This window comes from Halomonas sp. B23F22_20, assembly GCF_043496985.1.
Lineage (GTDB): Bacteria > Pseudomonadota > Gammaproteobacteria > Pseudomonadales > Halomonadaceae > Halomonas.
Genome location: NZ_JBIEKH010000017.1, coordinates 30,601 through 56,731 on the forward strand (window position 1 = coordinate 30,601; position 26,131 = coordinate 56,731).

Annotated in this window: 23 protein-coding genes; 15 read left to right on the forward strand and 8 right to left on the reverse strand. The window is 68.9% G+C overall.

All coding sequences use genetic code 11. The annotated features are described in order from the left end of the window. Positions 1-78 precede the first annotated feature (78 nt). Both ACGTN6_RS14695 and ACGTN6_RS14700 read left to right on the forward strand, forming a co-directional pair. Positions 79-888, forward strand: coding sequence for a sulfite exporter TauE/SafE family protein (locus tag ACGTN6_RS14695; RefSeq protein ID WP_394592822.1), 810 nt, complete (start codon positions 79-81; stop codon positions 886-888). 66 nt (positions 889-954) lie between these two features. Next, the gene (locus tag ACGTN6_RS14700) at positions 955-1,410 is read left to right on the forward strand and encodes a DUF6789 family protein (protein ID WP_394592824.1); all 456 of its coding nucleotides are present in this window, start codon (positions 955-957) and stop codon (positions 1,408-1,410) included. Positions 1,411-1,470: 60 nt separating this feature from the next. Here the strand turns inward: ACGTN6_RS14700 and ACGTN6_RS14705 are convergent, their stop codons facing one another. The 3 genes from ACGTN6_RS14705 to ACGTN6_RS14715 all read right to left on the reverse strand — a co-directional run bounded on the left by ACGTN6_RS14705 (position 1,471) and on the right by ACGTN6_RS14715 (position 4,420). Beyond that, a complete protein-coding gene (locus tag ACGTN6_RS14705) occupies positions 1,471-2,151 on the reverse strand; it encodes a Vgb family protein (protein WP_394592827.1) in 681 nt (226 codons plus the stop codon). Positions 2,152-2,187: 36 nt separating this feature from the next. Then, entirely contained in the window at positions 2,188-3,408 is a 1,221-nt protein-coding gene (locus tag ACGTN6_RS14710) for a helix-turn-helix domain-containing protein (RefSeq protein ID WP_394592830.1), read from the reverse strand. A gap of 124 nt (positions 3,409-3,532) precedes the next feature. Further along, the gene (locus ACGTN6_RS14715) at positions 3,533-4,420 is read right to left on the reverse strand and encodes a S66 peptidase family protein (RefSeq protein WP_394592833.1); all 888 of its coding nucleotides are present in this window, start codon (positions 4,418-4,420) and stop codon (positions 3,533-3,535) included. Between the two features lie 176 nt (positions 4,421-4,596). Between ACGTN6_RS14715 and ACGTN6_RS14720 the strand changes: the two genes are divergently transcribed. Then, positions 4,597-5,154, forward strand: a complete 558-nt coding sequence (locus ACGTN6_RS14720) for a sugar O-acetyltransferase (protein ID WP_394592835.1) — start codon at positions 4,597-4,599, stop codon at positions 5,152-5,154. Between the two features lie 172 nt (positions 5,155-5,326). On the opposite strand, the gene ACGTN6_RS14725 is transcribed toward ACGTN6_RS14720, so the two are convergent. Then, positions 5,327-6,256 carry a LysR substrate-binding domain-containing protein gene (locus ACGTN6_RS14725; protein ID WP_394592838.1) on the reverse strand — a complete coding sequence of 310 codons (930 nt, stop codon included), beginning with the start codon at positions 6,254-6,256 and terminating at the stop codon, positions 5,327-5,329. A 103-nt stretch (positions 6,257-6,359) separates the two neighbouring features. On the opposite strand from ACGTN6_RS14725, the gene ACGTN6_RS14730 reads away from it, so the two are divergent. Continuing rightward, positions 6,360-7,214 (forward strand): PhzF family phenazine biosynthesis protein, encoded by an 855-nt coding sequence (locus tag ACGTN6_RS14730; protein WP_394592841.1) that lies wholly within the window; start codon positions 6,360-6,362, stop codon positions 7,212-7,214. Positions 7,215-7,544: 330 nt separating this feature from the next. On the opposite strand, the gene ACGTN6_RS14735 is transcribed toward ACGTN6_RS14730, so the two are convergent. Both ACGTN6_RS14735 and ACGTN6_RS14740 read right to left on the reverse strand, forming a co-directional pair. Beyond that, entirely contained in the window at positions 7,545-7,868 is a 324-nt protein-coding gene (locus tag ACGTN6_RS14735) for a hypothetical protein (RefSeq protein WP_394592843.1), read from the reverse strand. A gap of 118 nt (positions 7,869-7,986) precedes the next feature. After that, a complete protein-coding gene (locus ACGTN6_RS14740) occupies positions 7,987-8,856 on the reverse strand; it encodes a LysR family transcriptional regulator ArgP (protein ID WP_394592845.1) in 870 nt (289 codons plus the stop codon). A gap of 89 nt (positions 8,857-8,945) precedes the next feature. Here ACGTN6_RS14740 and ACGTN6_RS14745 point away from each other — a divergent pair, with 89 nt between their 5' ends. The 7 genes from ACGTN6_RS14745 to ACGTN6_RS14775 all read left to right on the forward strand — a co-directional run bounded on the left by ACGTN6_RS14745 (position 8,946) and on the right by ACGTN6_RS14775 (position 18,893). After that, positions 8,946-9,563 (forward strand): LysE/ArgO family amino acid transporter, encoded by a 618-nt coding sequence (locus ACGTN6_RS14745; RefSeq protein WP_394592847.1) that lies wholly within the window; start codon positions 8,946-8,948, stop codon positions 9,561-9,563. Between the two features lie 225 nt (positions 9,564-9,788). Then, entirely contained in the window at positions 9,789-10,886 is a 1,098-nt protein-coding gene (locus ACGTN6_RS14750; RefSeq protein ID WP_394592849.1) for a substrate-binding domain-containing protein, read from the forward strand. Position 10,887: 1 nt separating this feature from the next. Then, entirely contained in the window at positions 10,888-13,932 is a 3,045-nt protein-coding gene (locus ACGTN6_RS14755; RefSeq protein WP_394592851.1) for an EAL domain-containing protein, read from the forward strand. A gap of 92 nt (positions 13,933-14,024) precedes the next feature. Next, positions 14,025-15,959, forward strand: a complete 1,935-nt coding sequence (gene ftsH / locus ACGTN6_RS14760) for an ATP-dependent zinc metalloprotease FtsH (RefSeq protein WP_394592853.1) — start codon at positions 14,025-14,027, stop codon at positions 15,957-15,959. Between the two features lie 100 nt (positions 15,960-16,059). Beyond that, positions 16,060-16,500 (forward strand): DUF4399 domain-containing protein, encoded by a 441-nt coding sequence (locus ACGTN6_RS14765; protein WP_394592856.1) that lies wholly within the window; start codon positions 16,060-16,062, stop codon positions 16,498-16,500. A gap of 130 nt (positions 16,501-16,630) precedes the next feature. Continuing rightward, a complete protein-coding gene (dbpA, locus tag ACGTN6_RS14770; protein WP_394592858.1) occupies positions 16,631-18,043 on the forward strand; it encodes an ATP-dependent RNA helicase DbpA in 1,413 nt (470 codons plus the stop codon). Positions 18,044-18,119: 76 nt separating this feature from the next. Next, positions 18,120-18,893, forward strand: coding sequence for an META domain-containing protein (locus ACGTN6_RS14775; protein WP_394592861.1), 774 nt, complete (start codon positions 18,120-18,122; stop codon positions 18,891-18,893). A 497-nt stretch (positions 18,894-19,390) separates the two neighbouring features. Here ACGTN6_RS14775 and ACGTN6_RS14780 read toward each other — a convergent pair whose 3' ends face one another. Then, entirely contained in the window at positions 19,391-20,110 is a 720-nt protein-coding gene (locus ACGTN6_RS14780; protein WP_394592863.1) for a YebC/PmpR family DNA-binding transcriptional regulator, read from the reverse strand. A gap of 137 nt (positions 20,111-20,247) precedes the next feature. On the opposite strand from ACGTN6_RS14780, the gene ACGTN6_RS14785 reads away from it, so the two are divergent. The 3 genes from ACGTN6_RS14785 to ACGTN6_RS14795 all read left to right on the forward strand — a co-directional run bounded on the left by ACGTN6_RS14785 (position 20,248) and on the right by ACGTN6_RS14795 (position 24,513). Next, positions 20,248-21,435, forward strand: coding sequence for a M24 family metallopeptidase (locus tag ACGTN6_RS14785; protein ID WP_394592865.1), 1,188 nt, complete (start codon positions 20,248-20,250; stop codon positions 21,433-21,435). A gap of 67 nt (positions 21,436-21,502) precedes the next feature. Beyond that, positions 21,503-22,510 (forward strand): zinc-dependent alcohol dehydrogenase family protein, encoded by a 1,008-nt coding sequence (locus ACGTN6_RS14790; protein WP_394592868.1) that lies wholly within the window; start codon positions 21,503-21,505, stop codon positions 22,508-22,510. A 113-nt stretch (positions 22,511-22,623) separates the two neighbouring features. Continuing rightward, a complete protein-coding gene (locus ACGTN6_RS14795; protein WP_394592870.1) occupies positions 22,624-24,513 on the forward strand; it encodes an ABC transporter ATP-binding protein in 1,890 nt (629 codons plus the stop codon). A gap of 70 nt (positions 24,514-24,583) precedes the next feature. On the opposite strand, the gene ACGTN6_RS14800 is transcribed toward ACGTN6_RS14795, so the two are convergent. Continuing rightward, entirely contained in the window at positions 24,584-24,907 is a 324-nt protein-coding gene (locus ACGTN6_RS14800; protein ID WP_394592873.1) for a hypothetical protein, read from the reverse strand. A gap of 324 nt (positions 24,908-25,231) precedes the next feature. On the opposite strand from ACGTN6_RS14800, the gene ACGTN6_RS14805 reads away from it, so the two are divergent. Beyond that, on the forward strand, positions 25,232-26,125 hold the full coding sequence (locus ACGTN6_RS14805) for a LysR family transcriptional regulator (RefSeq protein WP_379685113.1): 894 nt from the start codon (positions 25,232-25,234) through the stop codon (positions 26,123-26,125). The last annotated feature ends 6 nt before the right edge of the window (positions 26,126-26,131 follow it).

Genomic DNA, 26,131 nt, shown 5'->3' on the forward strand with positions numbered 1-26,131 from the left:
ATTATTGACCAGCCGTCGAATGTCGGCCACTCCGCGGCGGCGTACGCTGCGCGCTTATCCTCTCGATGGAGCGCTGTCATGTATCTTCTGCTGCTGGCGTGCGGCGGTCTGGCCGGCATCACCACGGTGCTGTTCGGCTTCGGCGGCGGCTTCTTCATGGTGCCGCTGCTGCACACGGTGCTGCTGGCCACCCACGGGGCGGACAGCCTCGTGGGCCAGGCCGCCATGCATATTGCCGTGGCCACCTCGACCGGGGTGATGATCGTCGGTGCGGGGCTGGCCACGCGGCGTCATCATCGGGCCGGCACGCTGGACTGGCGATGGATTCGCCCGCTGGCGGGGTACATCGCCCTGGGGGCGGTCGCCGGGGCCGCAGCCGCGATGGCGATGCGCGGCGACTGGGTGCGCTGGGCCTTCGTCGCCTATCTGGCGATCACCATCGTTGACGCGCTACTGCGCCCGGGATTCCTGGCGAGAACGGCGGCACCTCCACGGGTGACGTCGGCTGGCGCGAGTGCCGTTCTCGGTCTTGGCATCGGCATGGTCGCGGCCTTGCTCGGGGTCGGCGGCAGCGTGATGACGGTGCCGCTGATGCGTCGTCGCGGCCTGCCGATGACCCGCGCCACCGCCATGGCGACCCCTCTGTCGCTGCCGATGGCGCTGGCCGGCACTGCCGCCTATGTGCTGCTGGCGCGAGACCAGGCTGCGCTGCTGGGGCCCTGGCAGGCCGGCTACGTGGACCTTCGTGCCTTTGCGGCGCTGGCGGCCGGTTCCTGGATCGGCATTCGACTGGCGTCGCCCTGGATCGGGCGGCTCTCCGACGGGGTTCACGCCAAGGCCTATCTCGCCCTACTGGCCGGCGTGCTGGCGGCGATGGTGGCGCTCTGAGAGGCCGGCCCTCGGGCGTCGTCAGGCCTATACTGAAAGCCCACGTCATCAACCGGGAGGTGCGTCATGGGCGCTCGCCTGGTGAGGGGTATGCTGGCCGGCTTCGTGGCCACCTTCGTCATCTCGATGATCCTGGTGCTGCGCCTGGCGGCGGGCATCATGCCCTGGTACGACCCCATCGAGATCATGAACCTGGCCGCTCACGACCTGCTTGGTACGCCGGACAGCCGGATGGTGGCCTGGGCCATCCACTTCGTGGTGGGCACCCTGATCTGGGGGCTGCTGTTCGGACTGCTGTCGCCCTACCTGCCGGGCCGCACCGACATGCGACGCGGCCTGGAATTCAGCCTGGCCGCCTGGCTGGTGGTGATGGTCACGGTCTTTCCGCTGGCGGGCTCCGGGCTGTTCGGCCTGGGCTTCGGGCTGATCGCGCCGCTGTCGATGCTGGTGGCCCATGTGGTATTCGGGCTGTCGATCGGCATCGCCTATGGCTGGGCGGGCGGCGTGCTGGGCCATGCCTGACCCGTGCCGTGGCGCGGCGGCGGGTCGGGCAGAGAGGGTCGCGGGCCTGGGCCACTCCACTCAGGGCGAGGAGGCGTCGGCTGCTGCCTTAGCGTCGTCGGTGAGGGCGCGTGTGGGCCGGCGCAGGATGCGGAGCGTGCCGCCATCGCCGCCGCCGCAGAACAGGCGCCCGGCACCGTCGGACTCGAGCCCCGAGACGCCCGTGCCCGCGGGCATCTCAAGGCGTTCCAGCACCTCGCCGGTGCGTGGGTCGAGTCGCCTCACATCGCTCTCGTCGTCCTGCCAGGTGCCGTGCCAGAGCTCGCCGTCGACCCAACTGACCCCGGTGACGAAGCGGTCGGTGGCGATGCTGCGCAGCAGCTCGCCGGTGTCGGGATCGACCTGCTGGATCCGCCGGTCGCGATACTGGCCTACCCACAGCGAGCCCTCCGCCCAGGCGAGGCCCGAGTTGCAGTCCCCTGGAGGCGCGGGGATGGTGGTCAGCACCCGGCCGCTGTCGGGGTCGATGCGCTGGATGCGGTCGCCGGCCATCTGGAACAGATGGCGGCCGTCGAAGGCCGTGCCGGCGTCGGCGGCGACCTCCAGTGTGCGCTGAATCTCGCCGCTGTCAGGGTCCAGGGCGGTGAGCCGCCCGTCGCTGGCGAACCATACCCGCTGGCCGTCGTAGGTGACCCCGTGGATGCCGGTAATGTCGGGGAAGGGGCCGTATTCGGCGATGATCTCGGCGGTGGAACCTTTCATGATGGACTCCCGCTGTGGTGGATGGCTGTCTCCAGCCTAGGTGTTTGGCAGCGCAGCGGGGAGTAACAAGGTTGTCGGGAATCCCGGCACGGGCGGGGCGAGCCAGCGGCGCGACCGGCCGCGTCCCATGGCTTCTACCTTGCCGTCCGCCGAGAGGGCGTCCAGCGCCCGCTGTACCGAGCGCTGGCTGGTGTCGAGGGCCAGGGCGAGCGCCGAGCTTGACCAGGCCTCGCCGTCGGCAAGCAGGGCCAGCAGCCGCGCGTGCCGGCCCTCCACGAGCGGCGCCAGCACCGCCACGCCGTGGCCCTCGGCGGGGGCCAGCCGGTAGCCGCCCGGCGTTGCGACCACGCCGGCCAGCGGGCCGAGGGCCCGGCGCAGTCGGCCGATCTCGACCCGCAGCCGCGCCCGGTGGGAGGCCTCGGGATGGCGCTGCCGGAAGGCTCGAGCGATGAGCGACTGACGTGGCACGTCGTCGGGCCAGGCCTCGCCCAGCAGGCGAGCGAGGGTGAACAGCACCGGGCGCCGGCCGAGGGGAAGCAGCGCACGGTCGGCGCGCACCAGGTGCCGGCAGGCGTCCACCACCAGCGTCGGCGTGGCCAACAGTGCCTCGACCTCCTCGAGCAGCAGCGGGCGCGTCTCGCCGGCGGCGATCAACATTGCCGTGGGGCGGGTTAGCGCCTTCGAGGCCAGCTCGACCTCGATCATCAGCGCCGGGACTCTAGCGTCACGTGCGGCCCGATCCGCCCGGTCGAGGGCCGCGCGGGCCGGCGCCGTCTGCAGCCGGCGCAGGGCGATGCCGGCCTTCACCAGCTCGCAGGATGCCAGGGAGGCGGGGCTCAGGTCGTGAGGGGAGATGCCGGCGATGCGCTCGTCGGCCGCATCCAGGCGGCCGATCAGCAGCAGGCGCCGGGCCTCGAGGTAGCGCGCATGGGCGGCATTCACCCGGTCGCCGTGCGCCTCGAGGGTGGCGCGGGCCGCGGCCAGGGCCTGGCCCGACCAGCCGAGCTCGCGGGCGACCAGCGCGATCTCGGCCTCGGCCAGGACACAGCGGGCCCGGGCCGCCTCCGCCCGGGGACCGAAGGCTCGGGCGGCGCGTTGCAGCAGCGTCCGGGCGCGGGCGAAGTCGCCCAGCTGCGCCATGGCGATGCCGCGCAGGGCCAGCGCTGGGGCGTCGTCGCACAGGGCGACCCGGTCGAGGGCGCCGAGCGGGTCGCCCTGGGCGAGTGCCCGTGCGGCGGTCGTGATCAGGCTGTGCATGCGAGTGTTGCCACGCTTGTTGCTCCCCAGGCGCGGGTCCGCTACCCAGTCTATGCCATGAGCGCGCTGCCGTGGGCACCGCGCTGATACGCTCCACCTGGCGAGAGTCTGCTGGCGCGGCCCGCTATCCCGTTATCGCCAGGTGTCCGTCGGCGATGCGCCCGGTGGCGCCGTAGCGCCAGGGGCGGTTGTGCAGGCCGTGGCCGATTGGCAGGCCGGAGAACAATGGCAGCCCGAGCGGTGCCAGGGTCTCGGCGATGATTGCCTCCAACGGCGTCTCGCCGTAGGGCGTGCAGCCCTCGAAGGTGCCCAGGCACACCGCGGCGGCGTGCTCCAGGGTGCCGCCGTGCACCAGCTGCCACAGGGCGCGCTCCAGGCGGTAGTAGGGTTCGCCGACGTCCTCGAGGATCACCAGCGCGCCGGGCGGGGCGCGGAGTCCCGCCGGGGTGCCCACCAGGCTGGCGATGGTGGCCAGGTTGCCGCCGACCACCGGGCCCTCGAGCGCCGCCGGGGCCGGACCGTGCGCCGTCAACGGGTAGTCGAGCGGCGTTGGCCCGGCGATCAGCGCCAGGGTCTCCTCGAGCTGGCCGCGGACGATCTCTCGCGATTCGGCGTCGCCGTCGTGCAGACCGCCGGCGGCCTTGGCCACCGGGCCGTGGATGGCCGGCAGACCGTGGCGGTGGCAGTGGTCGAGCAGCACCGTAACGTCGGAATAGCCGATCAGTGGCTTGGGCCGGCGTGCCAGGCGTGCCCAGTCGATGCCGTCGACCAGTTGCGCGGCCCCGTAACCGCCGCGCACCGCCCACACCGCGTCGGTGTCGGGATCCTCGAAGGCGGCATGCAGCTGGGCCAGGCGGTGCGCGCGGCTACCGGCCAGGTAGCGTTCCGGGGCCTGCAGCGTCGCGTCGCAGCGTGCCTCGACGCCCAGCGCCTCCAGCCCGCGGATGCCGGCGGCCACGGCCTCGGGGGCGGTGAAGGAGGAGGGGGCGATGAGGCTGACGGCAAGCGACATGATGGCGAATCCTCGATGAGCGAAAAGGGCTGGTGGGCATTGTCGACGGGATGCGAGCGGCTGTCACGGCCCGTGCCTTGCCATGTGGGGTGATAGTGGGGCGGAGCGATCGATCTTGCGGAGGACGGTCGAGGAGGAGAGGCTAGGGCGTTACGTTTCTCACGCCGGGACCCGCCATGACCGAGAAGGACAAGATGCTCGCCGGATTGCCCTATCTATCTTCCGACGCTGCCCTGCAGGCCGAGTCGCGCCACGCCAAGACGGTCTGCCACCGCTTCAACCTGATGGACCCCGGAGATTCCGCGGCGCGCATGGCGGTGCTCGCCGAGCTGCTCCACTTCGAGGGCGAGGCGCATATCGAGCCGAGCTTCTACTGCGACTACGGCTACAATATCCGCCTGGGCGACGGTTTCTATGCCAATCATCACCTCACCATCCTCGACCCCTGTGCGGTGACCATCGGCCGGCGAGTGATGTTCGGTCCCCATGTGCTGCTTTCCACGGCGACCCATCCTCTGGAGGCAAGGGCGCGTCGCGAGACCGAGCATGCCGCGCCGATCGGCATCGGTGACGATGTCTGGCTGGGCGGCAACGTGTCGGTGATGCCGGGAGTGACCATCGGCGACCGGGCGGTGATCGGTGCCGGTAGCGTGGTCACGCGCGATGTCCCCGCCGACGTCGTCGCAGTGGGCAATCCCTGTCGTGTCGTCCGCGCGCTCGAACCTTCCGGATGAGCGGCCTTGGTGGCTGGGCCGAGAACCCCGCTCATGCCTCAGCCGACTTGGGATCAGATGGAGCCTGGGGCCGCGTTCGGCGTGACTGAGAAGGCAGTGAGGCATGTTGCAAACACCGGATGGTGCCGGTGGCGGTGCGGCCAACGGGGCGGGCGGCCGACGCCCGGCACTGTCAGGCTGGTGGTTTGCACCGCGGGTCTACCGCGGTGCGGATCTCGTCGGCCAGTTCCTCCAGGGCGAGATGCAGCCAGTCGGCGAAGGCACGCACGCGGGGCGCGTTTACGCTGCCGGGCAGAGTGACCAGATAGTGGCTGAACTCGGTGCGCCGCCAGGGCCGCCGTGTCACCACCTCGCCGCGGCGAAGCGCTTCCCGGGCCACCGAGAGGCGGGCCAGGCACAGGCCCAGCCCCTGGCGGCAGGCATCGAGCGCCAGGCCGCTGTCGGAGACGGTGAAGCGGCGCAGCATGCCGGGTTCGTGCAGGCCGGCCTCTCGCCACCATGGCGCCCACCCGCTCCAGGGTTCGACATCCGTGGCGCTGCTGTCCTCGATGAAGCCGGCGCGTCGCCAGTCGTCGTTCGTCGTCTCCCCTGCGGGGGCCAGCACGGTGATGGCGTCGTCCATCAGCGGTTCGGCGCTCAGGCCGGGATAGTGGCCGGTACCGAAGCGCAGGGCGATATCGGCCTCGCCGGTGTGGAGGTTGGCGAGCCGGTTGTCTCCCACCAGGTCCAGGGTCAGCCCCGGGTGCCGCCGCGCCAGGTCATCCAGTCGCGGTAACAGGGTGTGGCGCAGGAAGGCGTGGGGTGCCGAGACGCGCAAGGGGCCGTCGATGCCCGGCTCGCCGAGCTCGCGGGTGGCCGCCTCGATGAGGCCGAAGGCCTCGGCGATCCTCGCCCGATAGCGGTCGCCGGCCTCGGTGAGGATCACGCCTCGGGCCCTGCGCTCGAACAGCATCACGCCGGTCTCCTCCTCGAGCGCCTTGATGCGATGGCTGACGGCGGCGGGGGTGACGTGCAGCTCCATGGCCGCGGCGCTGAAGCTTCTCAGGCGTGCCGCCGCTTCGAAGGCGCGCAGGGTGGCAAGGGGGAGTCGAGAAGCGGGCATCAAAGGCATACTCCAGCTAAGTCTATGGCGGAAAAATGCTCGCTTGTTATTACTCCAGCTGAGCGCAAAATGCGAGGACGGCTTTCACAGGAGATGATGTTCCATGACCGGCACCCTCTATCGCCTTTCCGCCTTCACGACCGATCCACACGGCGGCAATCCCGCCGGTGTCTGGCTGGGTGAGTCGCTGCCCGATCCGGCCACCATGCAGCGCATCGCCGCCGAGGTCGGCTATTCCGAAACGGCCTTCGTCGCGCCGCTGACCGGAGCGCGTCGCACCGTGCGCTACTACAGCCCGCAGGTCGAGATCGACTTCTGCGGCCACGCCACCATCGCCACCGGCGTCATGCTGGGGCGCCTGGGCGGTGCGGGCACTTACACGCTGGAGACGGCGGTCGGCGAGGTGCCGGTCACGGTGTCGCAAGAAGACGGTGAGTGGCACGCTGCCTTGATGTCGGTGACGCCCGAGCAGCGTCCCGCGGAACCGGCCCTGGTGAACGAGGTTCTCGACTGCCTCGGCTGGGACGCCGCGGAGCTGGATGTCACGCTGCCGCCGATGCTGGCCTATGCCGGGGTCTGGCATCTGGTGCTGGCGGCGGCAGAGCCGTCGCGCCTCGATCGGCTCGACTACGATTTCCCCGCCCTTCAGGCGCTGATGCAGGAGCGAAGACTCGCGACGCTACAGCTGGTGTGGCGGGAGAGCCCGACGCTCTATCACGCCCGCGATCCGTTTCCGGTGGGAGGCGTGGTGGAGGACCCGGCCACCGGCGCCGCGGCGGCGGCGCTGGGCGGCTATCTGCGCGATGCCGGACTGCTCGCGGCGCCGGCTCGCCTGACCATTCTGCAGGGCGAGGCCATGGGGCGCCCGAGCCGCCTCGACGTGGCGATTCCGGCCACCGGGGGCATCGAGGTAAGCGGTACCGCCGTCGACCTCGCCCCGGCCACTGCTGCGGCATAGGCCGGTTGGCATGGGCGTGACAGCGGGTGGGTAAGCGCTTACTGGGGGGCGACGAGGGGCTGCGGCCAGGGCGTCAGTCGAGGTAGGCCGCGATGGCCTCCAGGGCAAGCGTCTGCTGACGGGCGAATTCCGCCCAGCATTTCAGGACATAGGCGTCGAAGATCGTCGTGGCATACGGCATCTCGGTGTCCTCCTTGGGATGGGACACTTCGAGTATAGCTTGCTTTGCTGCGATGCAGCATGATGATTCCGTGACGGTCTTGTACCTTCATTCCAGCCGCGCTTCCGCTGGTAATGCACAGGAAGCGCGGCCGGGCTGACGCACTATCTTCAGCGCTTCGGTTCGCTGGCGGTTGCCTCCTCGAAGAGCTCCGCCTTGGCGTCGCGCATGACGTCTTCACAGGCGGCCTGCTGAGCGAGTTCGGTGAGCAGGCCCTGGGCCACCATGAACCCCTTGCCGAGGCAGTCATCGACGTCCTCGCGGCGAAGTTCGGGCGTTACCCGGCAGTCGAGCTTGATCGTTCTTCCACCGCCATCCAGGCGGTCGGCCAGCCGGCGCAATTGCCAGGCGATACGTGCCAGCCAACGGGTCGAGGATTCCGCGCCTTCGGTCACGCTCAGGATGCAGCGCCATTCGGGCTTGTATACCTTCATGCGAACCTCCTTATCGGCTTGGAATGAATGATCGGTCGTGCGGCAGGCTCCGTCGGTGGGTGAGTGGGCCCGGCCGGGAAGCCGGGTGCAAGTGGTTCTGAGTGATGACACCGTCTGCTCAGGTTAGTTGCACCTCGTCCAGCATGCCCGTCAGTCGCTCGAGCAGGGCGCCGCTGTGGCGCCAGAAATGCCAGTACAGCGGCACCTCGAGGCGTCGGTCCGGGGCAAGGCTGGAGAGCTGGCCAGCGTCCACCAGGTCGGCCACCTGGCGATGCGGCATCATGCCGTAGCCGATGCCGGCGGCGGCGAGTCGCACGAATCCCTCCGATGAGGGGCACAGGTGGTAGGGAAAGGCGCCGTGGTAGCCGCATTGGGCCAGGAACCGATGTTGCAGCTGGTCGTGGGGGCCGTAGACGATCGCTGGGGCATGGCGAAAGGCCGCCTCGCTGGGGCCCCGGGGAAAATATCGGGCAATGTAGGCCGGGGTGGCATAGGGATGGTAGACCATGGTGCCCAGCGGGACGCAGCGCGCCCCGGCGATGGGCTGGTCGCTGGCGCACAGGCAGGCCGCCACCTCGCCGTCGCGCAGTCGTCGGAGTCCTACGTCCTGGTCCTCGATCACCAGGTCGAGCAGCAGCCCCTCATCGCGACACAAGTGCCCCACGGCGTCGGCCCACCAGGTGGCGAGGCTGTCGGCGTTGATGGCGATGCGCAGTCGCGGTGAGGCGGTCTCCAGGGTCGGCAGGGCGCTGCGCAGGTCGCGTTCCAGCAGTTGGACCTGCTGATAGTGGTTGAGCAGCCGCCGTCCCGCAGGGGTGGGCTCCAGGTGTGGATGGCGGATCAGTACCGGCTGGCCGAGCCGTACTTCCAGGGTCTTGAGGCGCTGGGAGACGGCCGATTGAGAGAGGCCGAGCGCCTCGCCGGCACGCTCGAAACCATTGCATTCGATGACCGTGGCGAGGGCCTCGAGCAGCTTGTAATCGATCATAAGAAAAATTGATACAGCATTAGGAAGATGATTTTTCAGTATATCGTCGTGGCGCTAGGCTGACCTCCTCATTTCATGGAGGCATATCGATGCTGGAGAGTTATCTGACCGGGCTGGTGATAAGCGGCGGCATCATCGTCGCCATCGGCGCCCAGAACGCCTACGTGCTGGGGCTCGCCGTTCGCCGTCAGCATCATTGGTGGTCCGCCGGGCTATGCATGGGTACCGATCTGCTGCTGGTGGCGGCGGGAATGTTCGGCATGAGCGCCTTGCTGCTGGCGGTTCCCGGGGCGCTCGATGTACTGCGCTGGTTGGGCGTGGCCTTCCTCGGCTGGCTGGCCGTGCAGGCGCTGTACCGGGCCTGCGTCGGCCGCCAGGGGCTGGCAGGAATGGCCGACGGCGAGCGCAGCGTCACCCGGGTGCTGCTGGCGACCCTGGCGGTCACCGTGCTCAATCCGCAGGTCTATCTTGATACCCTGCTGCTGATCCCCTCGGTCGGGGCCCAGCAGGACAGCGCCGTGGCCTTCGTGGCCGGGGCCGGCAGCGCCTCCGTGCTGTGGTTCAGTCTGCTGGCCTGGGGTGGGGCACTGCTCTCGCCGTGGCTCTCGCGGCCGCGGGCCTGGCGGCTGATCGACGGCGCCATCGGCATGATGATGGCGGGTATCGCCCTACAGCTGGCGGGTGGCAGCCTGGGCGAACTGGCCTGAGTTTCGCCGCGACCGAACGTTGCGTTTTCCATTCGTTTTAACTTAACTACTGGTACTTCTTGAGCCACTCACTCGGGCGGGGGGCGTCATTGACAAGCACATCGGCATCCGTCGGAGGCATGCGGTACAGTGGTCGCCTGGCACCATCGGGATAACCGTGGTGGAGGAGACCCGAGACGGAAGGACCATTCGATGGCTGGATGCCCACCGATTTTACGGTGCGCCGTGCTGACGGCCGCCATCCTGATGGGCGCCCTGCCGGGGGAGGCCGCAAGGGCGTCGAGTCACTATGTGCCCATCGACGACTATCTTGCGCGGCATCCTGAGCAGCAGGCGCTGATGGCGGATTTTTCCACCCGTGTTCAGTCGCCGGCCATGCCGCTGTCCGCATCGCCCCGGCGCACGCTGCGCATTGCGGTCATCTACCCCAGCCTGCAGTCCTCTGACTACTGGCGACGCAGCTTGTCCTCCTTCGAGGCGCGACTCGAGCAACTGCGTATCCCCTACGATCTCAAGACGTTCATGTCCCGGCCGTCGGTGGACGTCGACCTGCAGGCGCGGCAGCTGGCTACGGCCCTGCAGTGGCGGCCGGACTACCTGGTGTTCACCCTGAATGCGGTGCCCCATCTGCGCATGATCGAGCGGGTCCTGGCGCTGGGCAGTCCGCGCTTGATCCTGCAGAACATCACTACCCCGCTGGCCGACTGGGAAGCCGACCCTCCCTTCATGTATGTCGGTTTCGACCATGTGCAGGGTACCCGTTTGATCGCCGACTGGATGCTCGAGCAGGCCGGACATCAGGGCAAGTACCTGATGCTGTACTTCTCGCCCGGTTATATCAGCCGCATGCGTGGCGGCACCTTTGCCGACGAGGCCGCTCGCTATCCGAAGGTGGAGGAGGTGGATGCCTATTACACCGACGGGGATCCGGACAAGGCTTACCGCGCCACGTTGAAGACCCTGCAGGAACATCCCGATCTGAAGATGATCTTCGCCAACTCCACCGATGTGGCACTGGGCGCCTTGCGGGCACTGCGCGAGACCGATCGCATGGACGTGCTGCTCAACGGTTGGGGCGGCGGAGCGTCGGAGCTCGAAGCCCTGGAAGATGGGGGGCTGGACGTTACTGCCATGCGCATGAACGACGAGAACGGCATTGCCATGGCCGAGGCGATCCACATGGCGCTGATCGGGCAGGTAATGCGAGTACCGGACATCTTCGCTGGCGACATCGCCTTGATCACCCGGGATACGCCGCCCGAGGAGATCGAACGCCTCGAGCGCATGGCCTTTCGGTTGAGCGGTGATGGGGAGGCGGACTGACGTGCGGGCCTGGCGCTTCTCGCGGCTGATGCTGGCATTGCTGCTGGTGCTGCTGGCCGTGGTAGCCGCGACCCTGTTATCCACCGCCTACCTGGGGTCTCGCCAGGCGCTGCTGGAACGCACGCAGCAGGATCATGCCCAGTATCGGCGCATCCTCGAACAGGTCGTGGCGACCCGCTTTGCTGACATACGACGATACAGCCAGAGCATCGCCGAGCGGGCCGAACTGGTCTCGGCGTTGAGCGAGAATTCGCCGCAGCGGGTGGATGCGCTCCTCGAGGGCCTGCTGGATGACGGCCAGGCCTCGCATATTGATGCCCTGGTAGTGGAACGCGGCGACCAGCGGCAGCGTGTCGTCAGCGCCGGTCTGCTGGTCCCGTCACTGCCCTTGGAAGCGCTGAGCTGGACGCCGGCGCCCCTGGAACGCTGGACCACCCTGAATGTCCGCTGGCGGGATGATCCTTACAGCCTGCTGCGCTTGATCCTACCGATCGTCGAGCCTTCCCTGGGGCGGGTGGTCGGCCGTTTACATACCTTCGTGGTGCTCGACGACGGCTTCTGGCTCCCCCATGAATTGCAGAGACTGTTCGGTGCTCGGGCTGTCGCCCTGGGTGTCGACGGGCGGCCCGTCGATGCGCGTCTTTCCGCTGAGGTTGCCGTGACGCCCGCGGCACTCGTCGATCGCGACGATCCGATCACCTTCATGTCCGAGGGCATCCTGCACGGCTACCCCCTGCAGATCGGTGACAGCGACACCTACCGGGCTGCCCTGCTATTGCCCGATGACGATTTCCTGGCGCTGCGCGATACCTACCTCGGCAGCCTGGTGTACGCCGCCCTGCTGGTGGTGGCGGTCGGGGTAGGGGCCATGTTGCTCCTGCGGCGTCTGGCCGCTCGCTCCCTGGATGACCTGGTGCGCTACGCCGAGGCGGTGCCCGAAAGCGGCACGGCCAAGCCGTTTCGTGGCGGGCGCTTCCAGGAGTTCAACCGCGTGGGGCGGGCCTTCGAGACCATGCTGCAGCGCATTCGGGAGCGCGACAAGTACCTCGAGGGCATCATCCAGCACACCCCGGACCTGATCTTCGTCAAGGACCGGGAGGAGCGCTATCGGCTGGTCAACGATCGCTATGCCTGGGCAGTGCATGGAACCCCCGCATCTCTCGTCGACACCTCCGCGGCGGATTGGCTGGAGGGGGAGCAGATGACCCAGGCTCAGGCCACGGATCGGCGGCTGCTCGAGGGCGGCGCCCCGCTCCAGTACCATGCCAGCCTGCCGACCCCCGACGGTACGCGGCATTACCTGATCACCAAGTTTCCGATTCTCGACGACCGCGGGGAGGCCTACCTGATCGGCGGGGTGGCGACCGATGTCACTGACCTGCGTCAGACCCAGGAGCAGCTGCAGCTCGCCCAGCAGGTGTTCGCCGAGACCGCCGAGGCGATCATCGTGCTCGACGCGCGCCAACGCGCGCTGCTGACCAACCGGGCCTTTGTAGAGATGAGCGGTCGATCGGACGCGCATGCCACCGGCGTGATACGCGATTTCCTGCTGCATCATCCCGAGCTTGCCCGAGCCCTGGTCGACGGGCGACGCTGGCAGGGCCAGTGCGAGTTCATGACGGGGGAGGGTGAGAGACTGCCGGTGCTGGTCTCGGCCGCCTCGCTGCCGTCGGAGGGTGAATGCCCGCGGCACATGCTGCTGTTCAGCGATATCTCATCGCTGAAAGTCGCCGAGCAGCGCCTGGAGCGCCTGGCCTGGTACGACAGCCTGACGGGGTTGGCCAACCGCAGCCTGTTCATGCTGCGCCTTGACGAGGCGTTGCAGGGAGAGGCCTCGCTGTCGGTGCTGTTCATCGACCTGGACCGATTCAAGGACATCAACGACCGCTATGGCCATCCGTTGGGTGACGAGCTGCTGCGCCAGGTGGCGGATCGCCTGCGGACCTGTACCCAGGCGCGCGACACCGTGGCGCGCTTCGGCGGTGACGGGTTCGCCGTGCTGCTGCAGGGCGTCGGCCAGGAGGCGCCGGCCGTGGCCATTGCCCAGCGCATCCTCGACGCACTCAGCGAGCCCTATGAACTGGGCGTGGCTCGCTGCTTCTCCACCGCCAGCCTGGGCATCGCCCTGGCCCCCTCGCAGGAGGCGTCCGCGGAGACGCTGATCCGCTACGCCGACCAGGCCATGTACGAGGCCAAGGCTCAGGGCAGACAGCGAGCGATGCTGTTCGAGCCTGCCATCGACGAGCGTCATCAGGTCCGCCTGCGCATGGAGGCGGGGCTGCACCAGGCCCTGGCCGCCGGTGACGAGTTGTTCGTGTGCTTCCAGCCCCGCTTCGACATCTCCGGCCATCGTGTGGTGGGTGCCGAGGCGCTGCTGCGCTGGCAGAGCCCAACGCGCGGCCTGGTACCGCCGAGCACCTTCATTCCCCTGGCCGAGCACTCCGGGCTGATCGTCGAGCTCGGTCGCTTCGTGCTCGGCGAGGCCTGTCGGCAGGCCGCCACCTGGGCCGCGGCGGGGTGCGCCATCCCGGTGTCGGTCAACCTGTCGCCGCGGCAGCTGCACGCCGCTGACCTGATCCGGGATATTCATGCGGCGATCCGCCAGGCCGGGCTGCCACCACGGATGCTGGAGTTGGAACTGACCGAGACCCATGTGATGGACAACATCGATCGGGTGCTGCCGGTGCTCCATCAGATCCGTGCCATGGGGGTGGGGCTGGCCATCGACGATTTCGGGACCGGCTACTCGTCGCTGGCGTATCTCAAGCGCCTGCCGGTCGAGCTGCTCAAGATCGATCGCAGCTTCCTGGCCGATGTGCCCGGTGACGCCGATGACGAGACCCTGCTCGCGGCCATCATCAACATGGCGCACAACCTGGGGTTCCGGGTGCTGGCCGAAGGTGTCGAGACCGAACGCCAGCGGCGCTTCCTCGCGGAACGCGGCTGCGACGAGCTTCAGGGGTTCCTGCTGGGTCACCCTCAGTCGCCTGAGCAGCTGTTGGCGACGCTGCGACGCGTCAGTGGCGTGTCGGGATCGCGGATATGAGCGCGTCATGGGCTATGTTGGGGGAGAGCGTGGCCGGCATCTGACCCGGCCACGATGGCGCAGATGAAGCGCCTTTCCTGCGCGAGGCGCGTATGGCGACAGCGGACCGCAACCAGGCTCCCGATAGCGACCGTCCGCCCAATGGTAACGGGCGAGGCCCGCGCAAGCCGCCGCAATGGCTGGCGTTGCTGTGGATGGCCATCGCGGTGCTGGTAATCGTCAATCTGGTCGAGACATCTCAGCAGCCGGATCGCGTCGAGCTCAACTACTCCGAATTCCTCGACGAGGTGGACCAGGGCCGGGTCGCGACGGTCACCCTGCGCGGCCAGTCGGTGACCGGCACCTTCACCGACCAGGCAAGCGCCGCGCGCGGCCTGAGCGCAGGACAGGGTTTCCAGACCACTCGCCCGACCCTGGAGGGGCGGGCGCTGCTCGATCGCCTGCAGGCCCAGGGGGTGACGATCGTCGCCCGTCCGGAGGAGCTGCCCTGGTGGCAGCGCATGCTGATGCTGGTGGTGCCCTGGATCCTGCTGCTCGGTTTCCTGTTCTGGTTCTGGAATCGCATGCAGCAGCGCCTGATGTCGGGGGGCGGGCCCTTCGGCCTCGGCCAGTCCCGGGCTCGCCAGATTCGCGCCGAGGAGAGCGGTGTGCGCATGGCGGATGTCGCCGGCTCCGAAAATGCCAAGCGTGATGTCATGGAGGTGGTCGAGTTTCTCAAGCGGCCCGATCGCTATCGGGCCCTGGGCGCCAAGGTGCCGCACGGCATCCTGATGATGGGGCCACCGGGGACCGGCAAGACGCTGCTGGCCCGGGCGGTAGCGGGAGAGGCCGGGGTGCCCTTCTTCAATATCGGCGGCTCGGAGTTCATCGAGATGTTCGTGGGGGTGGGGGCCGCCCGGGTGCGCGACCTGTTCAAGCAGGCCAAGGACCAGGCACCCTCGGTGATCTTCATCGACGAGCTGGATTCCATTGGCCGGGCGCGCGGCACCGGCATGGGCGGTGGGCACGACGAGCGCGAGCAGACCCTGAACCAGATCCTCTCCGAGATGGATGGCTTCGAGCCGCATCATGCGGTGGTGGTACTGTCGGCCACCAATCGGCCCGACGTGCTGGATCCGGCCCTGCTGCGGCCGGGACGCTTCGATCGCAAGATCGTGATGGAATTGCCCCATCGCCAGGCCCGCGAGGCGATTCTCGCGGTGCATACCCGCGACATGCCGCTGGGCGACGATGTCGACCTGGCGCGGCTGGCGGCCATCACCACCGGCTTTTCCGGCGCCGACCTCGCCAACCTCGCCAACGAGGCGGCGCTGCTGGCAGGGCGGCGCGGCCAGTCGATCGTCGACTGGGCCTGCGTGTCGGAGGCTCGTGACCGGGTGCTGCTGGGCGAAGCCAAGGACGTCGCCCTCTCCGCGGAGGAGCGCCGTCGGGTCGCCTATCACGAGGCGGGACACGCGCTGCTTGCCTACCTGCTGCCCCATGCCGATCCGCTGGAAAAGGTGACCGTGCTGCCGCGGGGTCAGGCCCTGGGTGTGACCGCCCAGATGCCGGCCGAGGATCGCTTCACCTTTGGCGAGGCCTACCTGCGCGATCGCCTCACCGTGATGTACGGCGGTCGCCTGGCCGAGGCCATCGTCTTCGGCGAGGTCAGCAGCGGGGCCCAGGACGATCTCGAGCAGGCCACCCGGCTGGCGCGGCGGATGGTAGCCAACTGGGGCATGAGCGAGCGCATCGGCCCGGTGGTGTTCGCCCAGAGTCGGGAGCACGTCTTCCTCGGCAAGGAGATGGCCCAGGCCCGGGAGCATAGCGAGGAGACCGCCAGCCTGGTGGATGCGGAGATTCGGCGGCTGCTCGGTGAGGTCGAGGCGCGGGGCCGCGAGCTGCTCGAACGGCATCGTCAGTCGCTCGAACGCCTGGCCGAAGCGCTGGCCGAGCGCGAGACCCTGGAAGCCGAGGCCATCCACGAGCTGCTGGAGGCGTGTCTGGATCGCGAGTCCGCGGCGCCGGACGACGGCCAGGCCCCCTGAGATCGCCGCGCCACTGCTACACTGGCGGTGGCGTGCCCGCCGTCGCCTTGTCGGGCGGACGGGGCGCTTCGATCATGTCACCGATACAGGAGGTATCATCATGCGTCGCGTCATGTTTGGTCTGTCGGGGCTGCTGCTCGGCGGTGCTCTGCTGGCATCCGCCGCCCAGGCCCAGATGGAACCCGTAGCGGCTCCCGAGGGGGCTTCGGTCTATTTCATCACCCCCGAGGACGGCGCGACCGTCAGCGGGCCCGTCACCGTGCGCATGGGGCTCGAAGGCATGGGGGTGGCCCCGGCCGGCACCGAGGCGGAGAACACCGGCCACCATCACCTGCTGATCGACACGCCCCTGGACGAGGTGGATCTATCGGCGCCGCTGCCCGCCACCGAGCAGACACGCCACTTCGGCGGCGGCCAGACCCAGACCACCCTGGAACTGCCGCCCGGCGATCACACCCTGCAGCTGTTGTTCCTGGACTATCGTCATCTGAGCTTTGAGCCGACGGTAGCCTCCGATCCCATCACCATTCACGTGGAGTAGGCGGCGGCGATGGCGCACGCGACGCTTCTTCCGCTTGCCTTGGGGACGGCCACTTTTCCACTTGCCCCGAAGGCGGCAACTGGGTAGCGTCGCTCTCCCGCTTTCAAGCCGTTTAAGACAGGTCCATCCCGTGACTGATGCCCACTCCTCTGAAGCCGCCTCTGCCAGCGCTTTCTCCCGCTTGCCTCTCTCCGCCGAGCTGCTCGCCAACCTCGACTCGCTGGGCTACCGGCAGATGACGCCGATCCAGGCCGCGAGCCTGCCGGCGATGCTCGACGGGCGCGACGTGATCGCCCAGGCCAGGACCGGTTCGGGCAAGACCGCGGCCTTCGGGTTGGGCCTGCTGTCGCGGCTCGCGCCGACGAGTTTCCGGGTGCAGGGGCTGGTGTTGTGTCCGACCCGCGAGCTCGCCGACCAGGTCGCCGAGGAGCTGCGCCGGCTGGCGCGCGGGCTGCCCAACATCAAGGTGCTGACGCTGTGCGGCGGCGCGCCCCTGGGGCCGCAGCTGGCCTCGCTGGCCCATGGCGCCCATCTCGTTGTCGGCACTCCGGGCCGGGTGGAGGATCACCTGCGCAAGGGCAGCCTGGCGCTGTCGGACCTCGATACCCTGGTGCTGGACGAGGCCGACCGCATGCTCGACATGGGCTTCCAGGCGACCCTGGAGGCGATCATCGCCGCGACCCCCGAGAGCCGCCGGACCTGGCTGTTCAGCGCCACCTACGACGACAGCGTGCGCCCGCTGGCCGAGGAGCGGACCCGCGACCCGATCTCGATCTCGATCGAGGAGCCCCACGACGAGGACACCATCCGCGAACATTTCTATCGGGTGGCGGACGACGCGGCGCGCTTCGAGGCCCTGCGCCTGCTGCTGCTGCACCGGCGCCCGACTTCCAGCGTGGTGTTCTGCAACACCAAGCAGGAGACCCGCGAGCTCGCCGCCGCCCTGGACGACGCGGGCATCAGTGCGCTGGCGCTGCACGGCGACCTGGAGCAGAAGGACCGCGACCGGCTGCTGGTGCTGTTCGCCAACCGCAGTGCCTCGGTGCTGGTGGCCACCGACGTGGCGGCCCGGGGGCTGGACATCGCCCAGCTCGACGCGGTGTTCAACTACCGTATCGCCCGGGAGCTCGAGGTGCACGTGCACCGGGTCGGGCGTACCGGCCGGGCCGGCCACCAGGGCGAGGCCTTCACGCTGGTCGGCGAGAACGAGGCGCATCGACTGGAACGGCTCGAGGCCTTCCTCGGCCAGACCCTCGAGACCGAGGCGTTGCCGCGCCTGCGGGGCGAGTCGATGCCGCTGCGTGCGCCGATGGAGACCCTGCAGATCGGCGCCGGCAAGCAGCAGAAGATCCGCCCCGGCGACATCCTCGGGGCCCTCACCGGCGAGGGCGGCCTCGACGGGGCGCGAATCGGCAAGATCAAGGTGCTTGCCCGCAGCACCTACGTTGCCGTCGAGCGCGAGCTGGCCGAGTCCGCTCTGGCGCAGCTGAACGGCGGCCGCCTGAAGGGGCGCACCTTCCGCGCCCGACGCATTAGCGGTTGACGGTCTGACGGCGAACGTTAGGGGATTACGCTGGTCGAATGCATGATTTTTGACTCATCAAACAGGATGATGACCCATGAAACGACTCTTTCAGTTCTCTTATTTCCTGGTGTTGGCGCTGTGGCTGGCGGGCTGCGCCGCCCTGGAGCGCTCGCCGGACGCCGAAGCGGCGCTCGGCGAGCTGCCCGCCAGCTACCGCGGCGAGTTGCCCTGCGCCGACTGTGCCGGCATCCGCTACCATCTCTCGCTGTTCCCCGATGGGGTCTATACCCTGAAGACGGCCTATCTGGGGGCCGGCGAGGGTCGGCGCTTCCATGAGCAGGGCGATTGGGCGCTGGACGCCAGCGGCGAAGTCCTGACGTTGAACGGCGGCGACCAGGGGCCGCGCCAGTGGCGGATCGAGGCTCAGGGCGGCAGCCTGGAAATGCTCGACCTCGAGGGCCACGAGATCGACTCCACGCTGAACTATCGGCTGCAGCGTACCTCGGCGTTCGTCACCGAGACCCTGGAGGACAGCTACTGGAAGCTGATCGAACTGGACGGCGAGGCGGTCGAGGTGGCCGAGGGTGTGCGCGAGCCGCACCTGGTCTTCCACGGCGAGCAGCAGCGTCTGGCTGGCTTCGGCGGCTGCAACCGGCTGATCGGCGGCTATCAGCGCGAGGGCGAGGCGCTGAGCATCGGCCGCGTGGCGGCCACGCGCATGGCCTGCATGCCGGGCAACGATCTCGAGCCTCGCTTTCTGGCCATGCTAGAGCAGGTGGCCGGCTATCGGCTGCGCGCCGACCGGCTCGAACTCTTGGATGCCGACGGCGAGGTGATGGCACGGTTCGAGGTGCGTCACCTGACCTGAGGTCGCGAGAGGCCGCCGGCGAGGTGCTGGCGGCTCTCTACGCGTTCAGGGGGCGGCACTGACCTGACACTACGCTCAACGACAGGCGGCCGGCCCCCCGAGGAGCCGGCCGCTTTCTTTGTGTTTGGCGTGAATACCGTTGTGGGGCACTCGGTCCGGCGCTCCAGGTCCCATCAAGGCTTGACGGGCAACAGAGAATCTCCTTTGAAGCCCCTTCAGCGGATCAGCGCCACCGAGCAGGTCTTCGTGGGAGTCCAATTCATTGGGCGAAAGGCGCCGATAGGCGCCCGGGGGAGATCCTGCAGCGGTGCCGCTAGCGCCGCCGCTGCGCTGCGGAGCAGCGCTCCCACGAAAAGCACTCTCACCATGCCGTACTGGGCTGGGCAGTGGTTCCCTCCATGCCAAACCGGGCTCGGCAATGGCTTCACGCCGATTGGCGATGCACCTTCTTTTCTCGCCCATAGCGCCTTGGAGTGCGGCGTCGCGCGCCGACGGACTCAGGGCAGCTCGGCGCTGTGGTAGACGTTCTGGACGTCGTCCACGTCGTTGAGCATGTCCAGCAGCTTCTCGAACTGTGCCACGTCGTCGCCTTCCACCGGCGTGGTGGCCTGGGGCAGGAACTGGATCTCGTCGACCTCGAAGTCCAGCTCGCCGAAGGCGTCGATCAGCGCCTGCTTGGCCTTGGCGTACTCGGTGTGCGGGGCGAAGACGGTGATATGACCGTCCTCGTTCTCGATGTCGGTAACATCGACGTCGGCTTCCATCAGCCCCTCGAGCACCGCTTCTTCATCGCTTCCCTCGAAGGCGAGGATGGCGCAGTGGTCGAACATGTGGCTGACGCTGCCCGGCGTGCCCAGCTTGCCCTTGGACTTGTTGAAGCAGGTGCGCACGTCGCCGATGGTGCGGTTCGGGTTGTCGGTCAGGCACTCGACGATGACCATGGCGTTGCCCGGGCCGAAGCCCTCGTAACGCGCCGGCTCGAAGTCTTCGCCGCCGGCGCCGCTGGCCTTGTCCAGCGCCTTGTCGATCACGTGGGACGGCACCTGGTCCTTCTTGGCGCGCTCGATGAGCCCGCGCAGCGACAGGTTGCCGTTGGGGTCGACGCCGCCCTGCTTGGCGCAGACGTAGATCTCGCGACCGTACTTGCTGTAGACCTTGGTCTTGGCGGCGGCCGTCTTGGCCATGGATTCCTTGCGGTTCTGGAAGGCCCTGCCCATTGTGTTGTCCTGTTGCGACTATTCTCGGCTCTGGATTCTACGAGACAGCGGGCTCCGGTGACAGCCCTGATTTTCCCCGCCGGCGCTCACCCAGGGCCCGACTACACTGGCCTCAGGCCAACCCGTGGAGTCTGCACATGGACCATCATGCCTATCGTCGTGCCCTCGCCGAGCGCCTTGCCGGCAGCGAACTTCCCGTTCCCGAGGCCGAGCTCGACGGCCGCTGCCGGCGGCTGCGCGAGGCCATGGCCAAGGCCGGCCTCGAGGCGCTGCTGCTCACCGATCCCGCCGACCTCTACTACCTCACCGGCTACCACACCTTCGAGGTCTCGGTGCACGCCTGCCTGGTGGTCGACGCGCGGCGTTTGGTGCTGCAGGTGCCGTCCATCGAGACCGGCCCGGCGGTGGTCACCGCCCGGGTGGACGAGGTGCTCGGCTATCGCTGGGAAAACCTTGAGGAGGTGATCGAGCCGCTGGCCGACGCCTTGGCACCGCACCGCACCATCGGCCTCGACCCGATGAGCGCCGGGCTGCGCCACGGGGTGCTGGCGCCGCTGCAGGCGCGGCTGGGAGCGGAGCGCTTCCGCGACGATGGCGGGGCCCTGGTCGATGCGCTGCGCCTGGTTAAGAGCCCGCTGGAGCTCGACTGCCTGCGCGAGAGCGCGCGCATCACCGGGCTCGGCATACGCGCCGCCCGTGAGGTGATCGCCCCCGGGGTGACCGACGGTGCGGTGGCGGCCGAGGGCGCCCGGGCGATGTTGGCGGCGGGCAGCGAGTTCATGAGCCTGCAGCCCATCGTCACCGTCGGACCGCGCTCGGGCACCATCCACGTCAACCACAAGCGGCGGGTGATCGGGGAGGACGAGCCGGTGTTCCTGGAGTTCGGCTCGTCCTGGGAGCGCTACACCGCCCCGATGATGAGCACCGCGGTGGCCGGCCGGGCCAGCGCCGAGATGCACGAGCTGCGCGATGCCTGCCGGGCCACCTTCGAGGCGCTGTGTGCGGCCATGCGGCCGGGCAATACCTTCGACGACGCGGCCCGGGCCGGGGAGGCGGCGCTGGCGCCCGTGGCCGATCGGGCGTTCTTTTCCGGCGTCTTCGGCTATTCGGTGGGCGCCCAGTTCCCGCCCAGCTGGGTCGAGGGCACCGGCTTCATCGCCCGCGGCCAGGCGCGGGCCTTCGAGACCGACATGGTCTTCCACCTGCCGCTGTGCCCGCGGCTGCCGGGGCGCTTCGGCATCGGCATCAGCGACACCGTACGCGTCACTCCGAACGGCGGCGAGCCGCTCACCGATAACGACTGGCAACTGCACGAGCGGGCTTGAAGTCGTCGGGCTCGATCCCCATCGACTATCCTGTTAGTCGGCTATCAATATCCGCGAAGGAGACAGCATGAAGGTCGTGACACTCCAGGCCCCCGGCGGGCTCGATCGCCTCGAAGTCCAGGAGGGCGAGGCACCAGGCGAGCCCGGCCCCGGCGAGATCCGCGTGCGCCTGCACGCCAGTTCGCTCAACTTCCACGACTACGGCGTGGTGGCCGGCAAGATGCCCACCGAGGACGGCCGCGTGCCGATGTCGGACGGTGCCGGTGTGGTGGAGGCGGTGGGCGAGGGCGTCGATGACTTCGCCGTCGGCGATGCCGTGGTCTCCACCTTCTTTCCAAGCTGGCTGGAGGGGCCGGCCCGCATCGGCGACTTCACCAGCGTGCCGGGGGATGGCGTCGATGGCTATGCCCGCGAGCGGGTGGTGCGCCCCGCCCACTGGTTCACTCGCCAGCCCGAGGGCTGGTCCCACGCACAGTCGGCCACCTTGACCACCGCGGGGCTGACCGCCTGGCGGGCGCTGGTGGTCGACGGCGGCCTCAAGGCCGGCGACACGGTGCTGGTGCTGGGCACCGGCGGGGTGTCGATCTTCGCCCTGCAGTTCGCGCGCATGATGGGCGCCCGGGTGATCGCCACCTCGTCGTCCGACGCCAAGCTCGAGACGCTACGCGAGCTGGGCGCCGAGCACGTCATCCACTACCGCGACGAGCCCGAGTGGGGGCGCAAGGTGAAGGAGCTGACCGGCGGCGCCGGCGTCGACCACGTGATCGAGGTGGGCGGCCCTGGCACCCTGCCGCAGTCCATCGAGGCGGTTCGCATCGGCGGGCACATCTCGCTGATCGGCGTGCTGACCGGTCGCGGCGGCGAGGTGCCCACCGCCAAGCTGATGGCCAAGCAGGCGCGCCTCCAGGGGCTGATCGTCGGCAGCCGGCGTCATCAGATGGAGATGATCCGTGCCATCGAGGCGAGCGACCTCCGGCCGGTGATCGACCGCGAGTTTGCGCTGGAGGAGATCGCCGAGGCCTTCCGCCACCAGGAGGCCGGCCGCCACTTCGGCAAGATCTGCCTGACCTGGTGACCGCCCCGCCTTCATGAGCGGGTGACCAAGCGCGCCGCCGCGCCCTTGCCGGGTGTCGGCGGCGCGCGCATGCTGAGGGCCTTGGCCGATTCGCGCTGCAAGGGAGGTAGCCGATGTTCCGCTTCTTCGAGACCCTGGTCGACCCCTATCCCGAGCGCGAGCTGGGGGTGCCGCCGCGTGGATTGCTGCCGTTCATCCGCTTCTACTCGCAGCCGGTGGCGGGGCTGCTGGTGGCCATGTCGCTGGTCTCGGGGATGGTCTCGGCGGTGGAGCTGGTGTTCTTCCACAGCATGGGGCAGCTGGTCGACTGGCTGACCGTCGCCGACCGGGAGAGCTTCTTCGCCGTCCACGGCTGGCGCCTGGCGGGGCTGGCGGCGCTGGTGCTGGTGGGCCTGCCGCTGCTGGTGCTGCTGCGTTCGTTGCTGACCCACCAGGGCATCTTCGGCAACTACCCGATGCTCGGCCGCTGGCTGTCGCATCGCCAGATGCTGGCCCAGAGCATGGCGTTCTTCCAGGACGAGTTTGCCGGGCGGGTCTCGCAGAAGGTGATGCAGACGGCGCTGGCGATCCGCGAAACGGTCATGAAGCTGATGGACCTGCTGGTCTACGTGGTCGTCTACCTGGTCGGCGCGATGTGGCTGCTGGGCAGCGCCGAGCCCTGGCTGGTGGCGCCGCTGGTGCTGTGGCTGGTCGGCTACGTCGGGCTGATGCGGATCTTCGTGCCGCGGCTGCGGGCGGTCTCCATGGCCCAGGCCGACGCCCGGGCACGCATGACCGGACGCATCGTCGACAGCTACAGCAACATCCAGACCATCAAGCTGTTCGCCGATCGCCACCGCGAGCAGGCCTACGCCCGCGACGCCATGGAGGGCTTCATGGCCACGGTGCACCGCCAGATGCGCCTGGCCACCTGGCTGTCGGTGTCGCTGACGGTGCTCAACTCGCTGCTGCTGGCCTCGGTGGCGACCCTGGCCATCGGCGCCTGGTACTTCGAGCTGGTGTCGCTGGGGGTGATCGCGGTGGCCATCGCCCTGGTGATGCGCATCCGCTTCATGTCCGACTGGATCCTGTGGGAGGTGGCGAGCCTGTTCGAGAACATCGGCACCGTGCAGGACGGCATCAATACCATCGCCCGGGAGCCGGCGGTGCAGGATGCCCCGGATGCCCGCGAGCTCGAGGTGCCGCGCGGCGAGATCCGCTTCGAGGCATTGCGCTTTTGCTACGAGCGGCCCCAGGCGGCGCCCGCGCGGCCGGTCTTCGACGACTTCGACCTGACCATCGCCCCGGGCGAGAAGGTCGGGCTGATCGGGCGCTCCGGGGCCGGCAAGTCGACGCTGGCCAACCTGCTGCTGCGTTTCTACGACCTGCAGGGCGGACGCATCATCATCGACGGCCAGGACATCGCCGGGGTCACCCAGGAGTCGCTGCGCCGCCACATCGGCATGGTCACCCAGGACACTTCGCTGCTGCACCGCTCGGTGCGCGACAACATTCGCTATGGCAGCCCGGACGCCGACGACGAGGCGATCATGCGGGTGGTGCGCCAGGCCCATGCCGACAGCTTCCTCGACGAGCTGGTGGACCCCCAGGGCCGGCGCGGCCTGGACGCCCACGTCGGCGAGCGCGGCGTGAAGCTCTCCGGCGGCCAGCGCCAGCGCATCGCCATCGCCCGGGTGCTGCTCAAGAACGCACCGATCCTGGTGCTCGATGAGGCCACCTCGGCGCTCGACTCCGAGGTCGAGGCCGCCATCCAGGAGCAGCTCTACGCGCTGATGGAGGGCAAGACGGTGATCGCCATCGCCCACCGGCTGTCGACCATCGCCATGCTGGACCGGCTGGTGGTGGTCGACGAGGGGCGCATCGTCGAAGTCGGCAGCCACCGCGAGCTGCTGGCCCGCGACGGCCTGTATGCGGCGCTGTGGCGGCGCCAGTCCGGCGGCTTCCTGGGACTCGAATGCGAAGACGAGGCGGACGAACGCCAGGCCTCCGCCCGCGTCGAATAGCCCCGGCGGCATCGGTGCGGCCGGTCCCGGGCGTTGGCGTCTCGCGGCACCCGGGACCGGCTCTCGCGGGTCAGGATAGCGTCTTTTCCTGATGATGGCGTGCCGCGCCGCGGTGCAGGGCGTCCAGGGCATCCTGGGTGCGCGGCAGGCGCAGCGCCCGGTGGATATCCCCGCGGCGGTAGCCGATATCCTCGAGGGTGGCATCGTCGCAGGCCAGCAGGCGGTGCAGGTTCTGGCGCAAGTGCCGACGCCGGCGCCGGGCCTGCCACCAGGCTTCGAGTGCGCGGATCGCGCCCAGCGGCGGCATGGCCGGCATGTACAGTGGCGGCCATGTCTCCGGAGCCGGCCGATCGGTCGTCTCTTCCAGGCGATGAAGCGGTTGGTACTGACTCATCTCTCACTCCCTTGGCAGGAATGGCACCAGCGGACTCGTTCGAGCCGTCGCGTGCGCCATCGTGCTGCGCTGATGGCTGGCCGGGGCAATGTCTTGGCGTCGTGACTCAGGGCCTTGCTGCCTTTCCCTCTGGCCTTTTCCCTACGTCCCTTTCCCTCCGGCCCTGTCGTGACGCCGATCGGCCCGTCCCTCGGTGGTTGAGGAGCGCCGAGTCGGCGCGAGAGGCGATGTCGCCTTCTCTGGGAAACAGCATGGTGTGGGCGAATTGATCAATCCAACGAAAAGCACTACATTGATCGTTAAATTTATCTGAAAGGTTTGGCCATGAACCCTATGCCGGCCGAGGGACGAGCGCCCCTGCCGTTGCTCGATACCGACGTACTGCGCACCTTCGTGGCGATCGCCGAGAGCGGCAGTTTCACCCGAGCCGCTCGGCAGGTGTTTCGCACCCCCTCGGCGCTGAGCATGCAGATCAAGCGCCTCGAGGAGACCCTGGGGCAGTCGCTGTTCGTTCGCGAGGCGCGCCGGGTACGCCTCACGCCGGAAGGCGAGCTGCTGCTCGGCTATGGGCGGCGGTTGCTCAGTCTCAACGAGGAGGCGGTGACCCAGTTCCTGGCGCCTTCCCTGGAGGGGCGCGTCAGTCTCGGCACGACCGATGACGTCGGGGCGCGCACGCTGCCCGGCATCCTGGCGCAGTTCGCCCGCTCGCATCCGGCCGTGGAAGTCAACGTGGTGGTCGGCAGCAGCCGGGAAATGCTGGCGCGCCTCGACGCCGGCGAACTGGACCTGGTGGTGTGCACCGCCGGCACCCAGGACCCCTCGATGCCGGTCGAATGGGTGCACAGCGAACCCCTGGTGTGGGCCGGGCGCGAGGGCGGGATGGCCGCCCAGCGCTCGCCGTTGCCGGTGGCCCTGGCCCATCAGGGATGCCCGTGGCGCCAGGCGGCGCTGGATGCCCTGGACCATGCCGGTCTGAGCTATCGGATCGCTTACACCTGCGAGCATTGCGCGGGGCAGGAGGCCGCCATGCTGGCCGACCTGGCGGTCGCTCCTTTCCCGCTGGGGCTGGTGCGCCCGCCGCTGCGTCGGATCGACGGCGGTGCCCTGCCGCCGTTGGGGGATTACCAGCTGGCACTGGCGCGTCGGCAGGGGCTGGGCGATGCCGGGGAGGCCCTGGCGACGCGCGTGGTCGAGGCCTTCGGCACCGCCAGCGGCTAGCGGCTG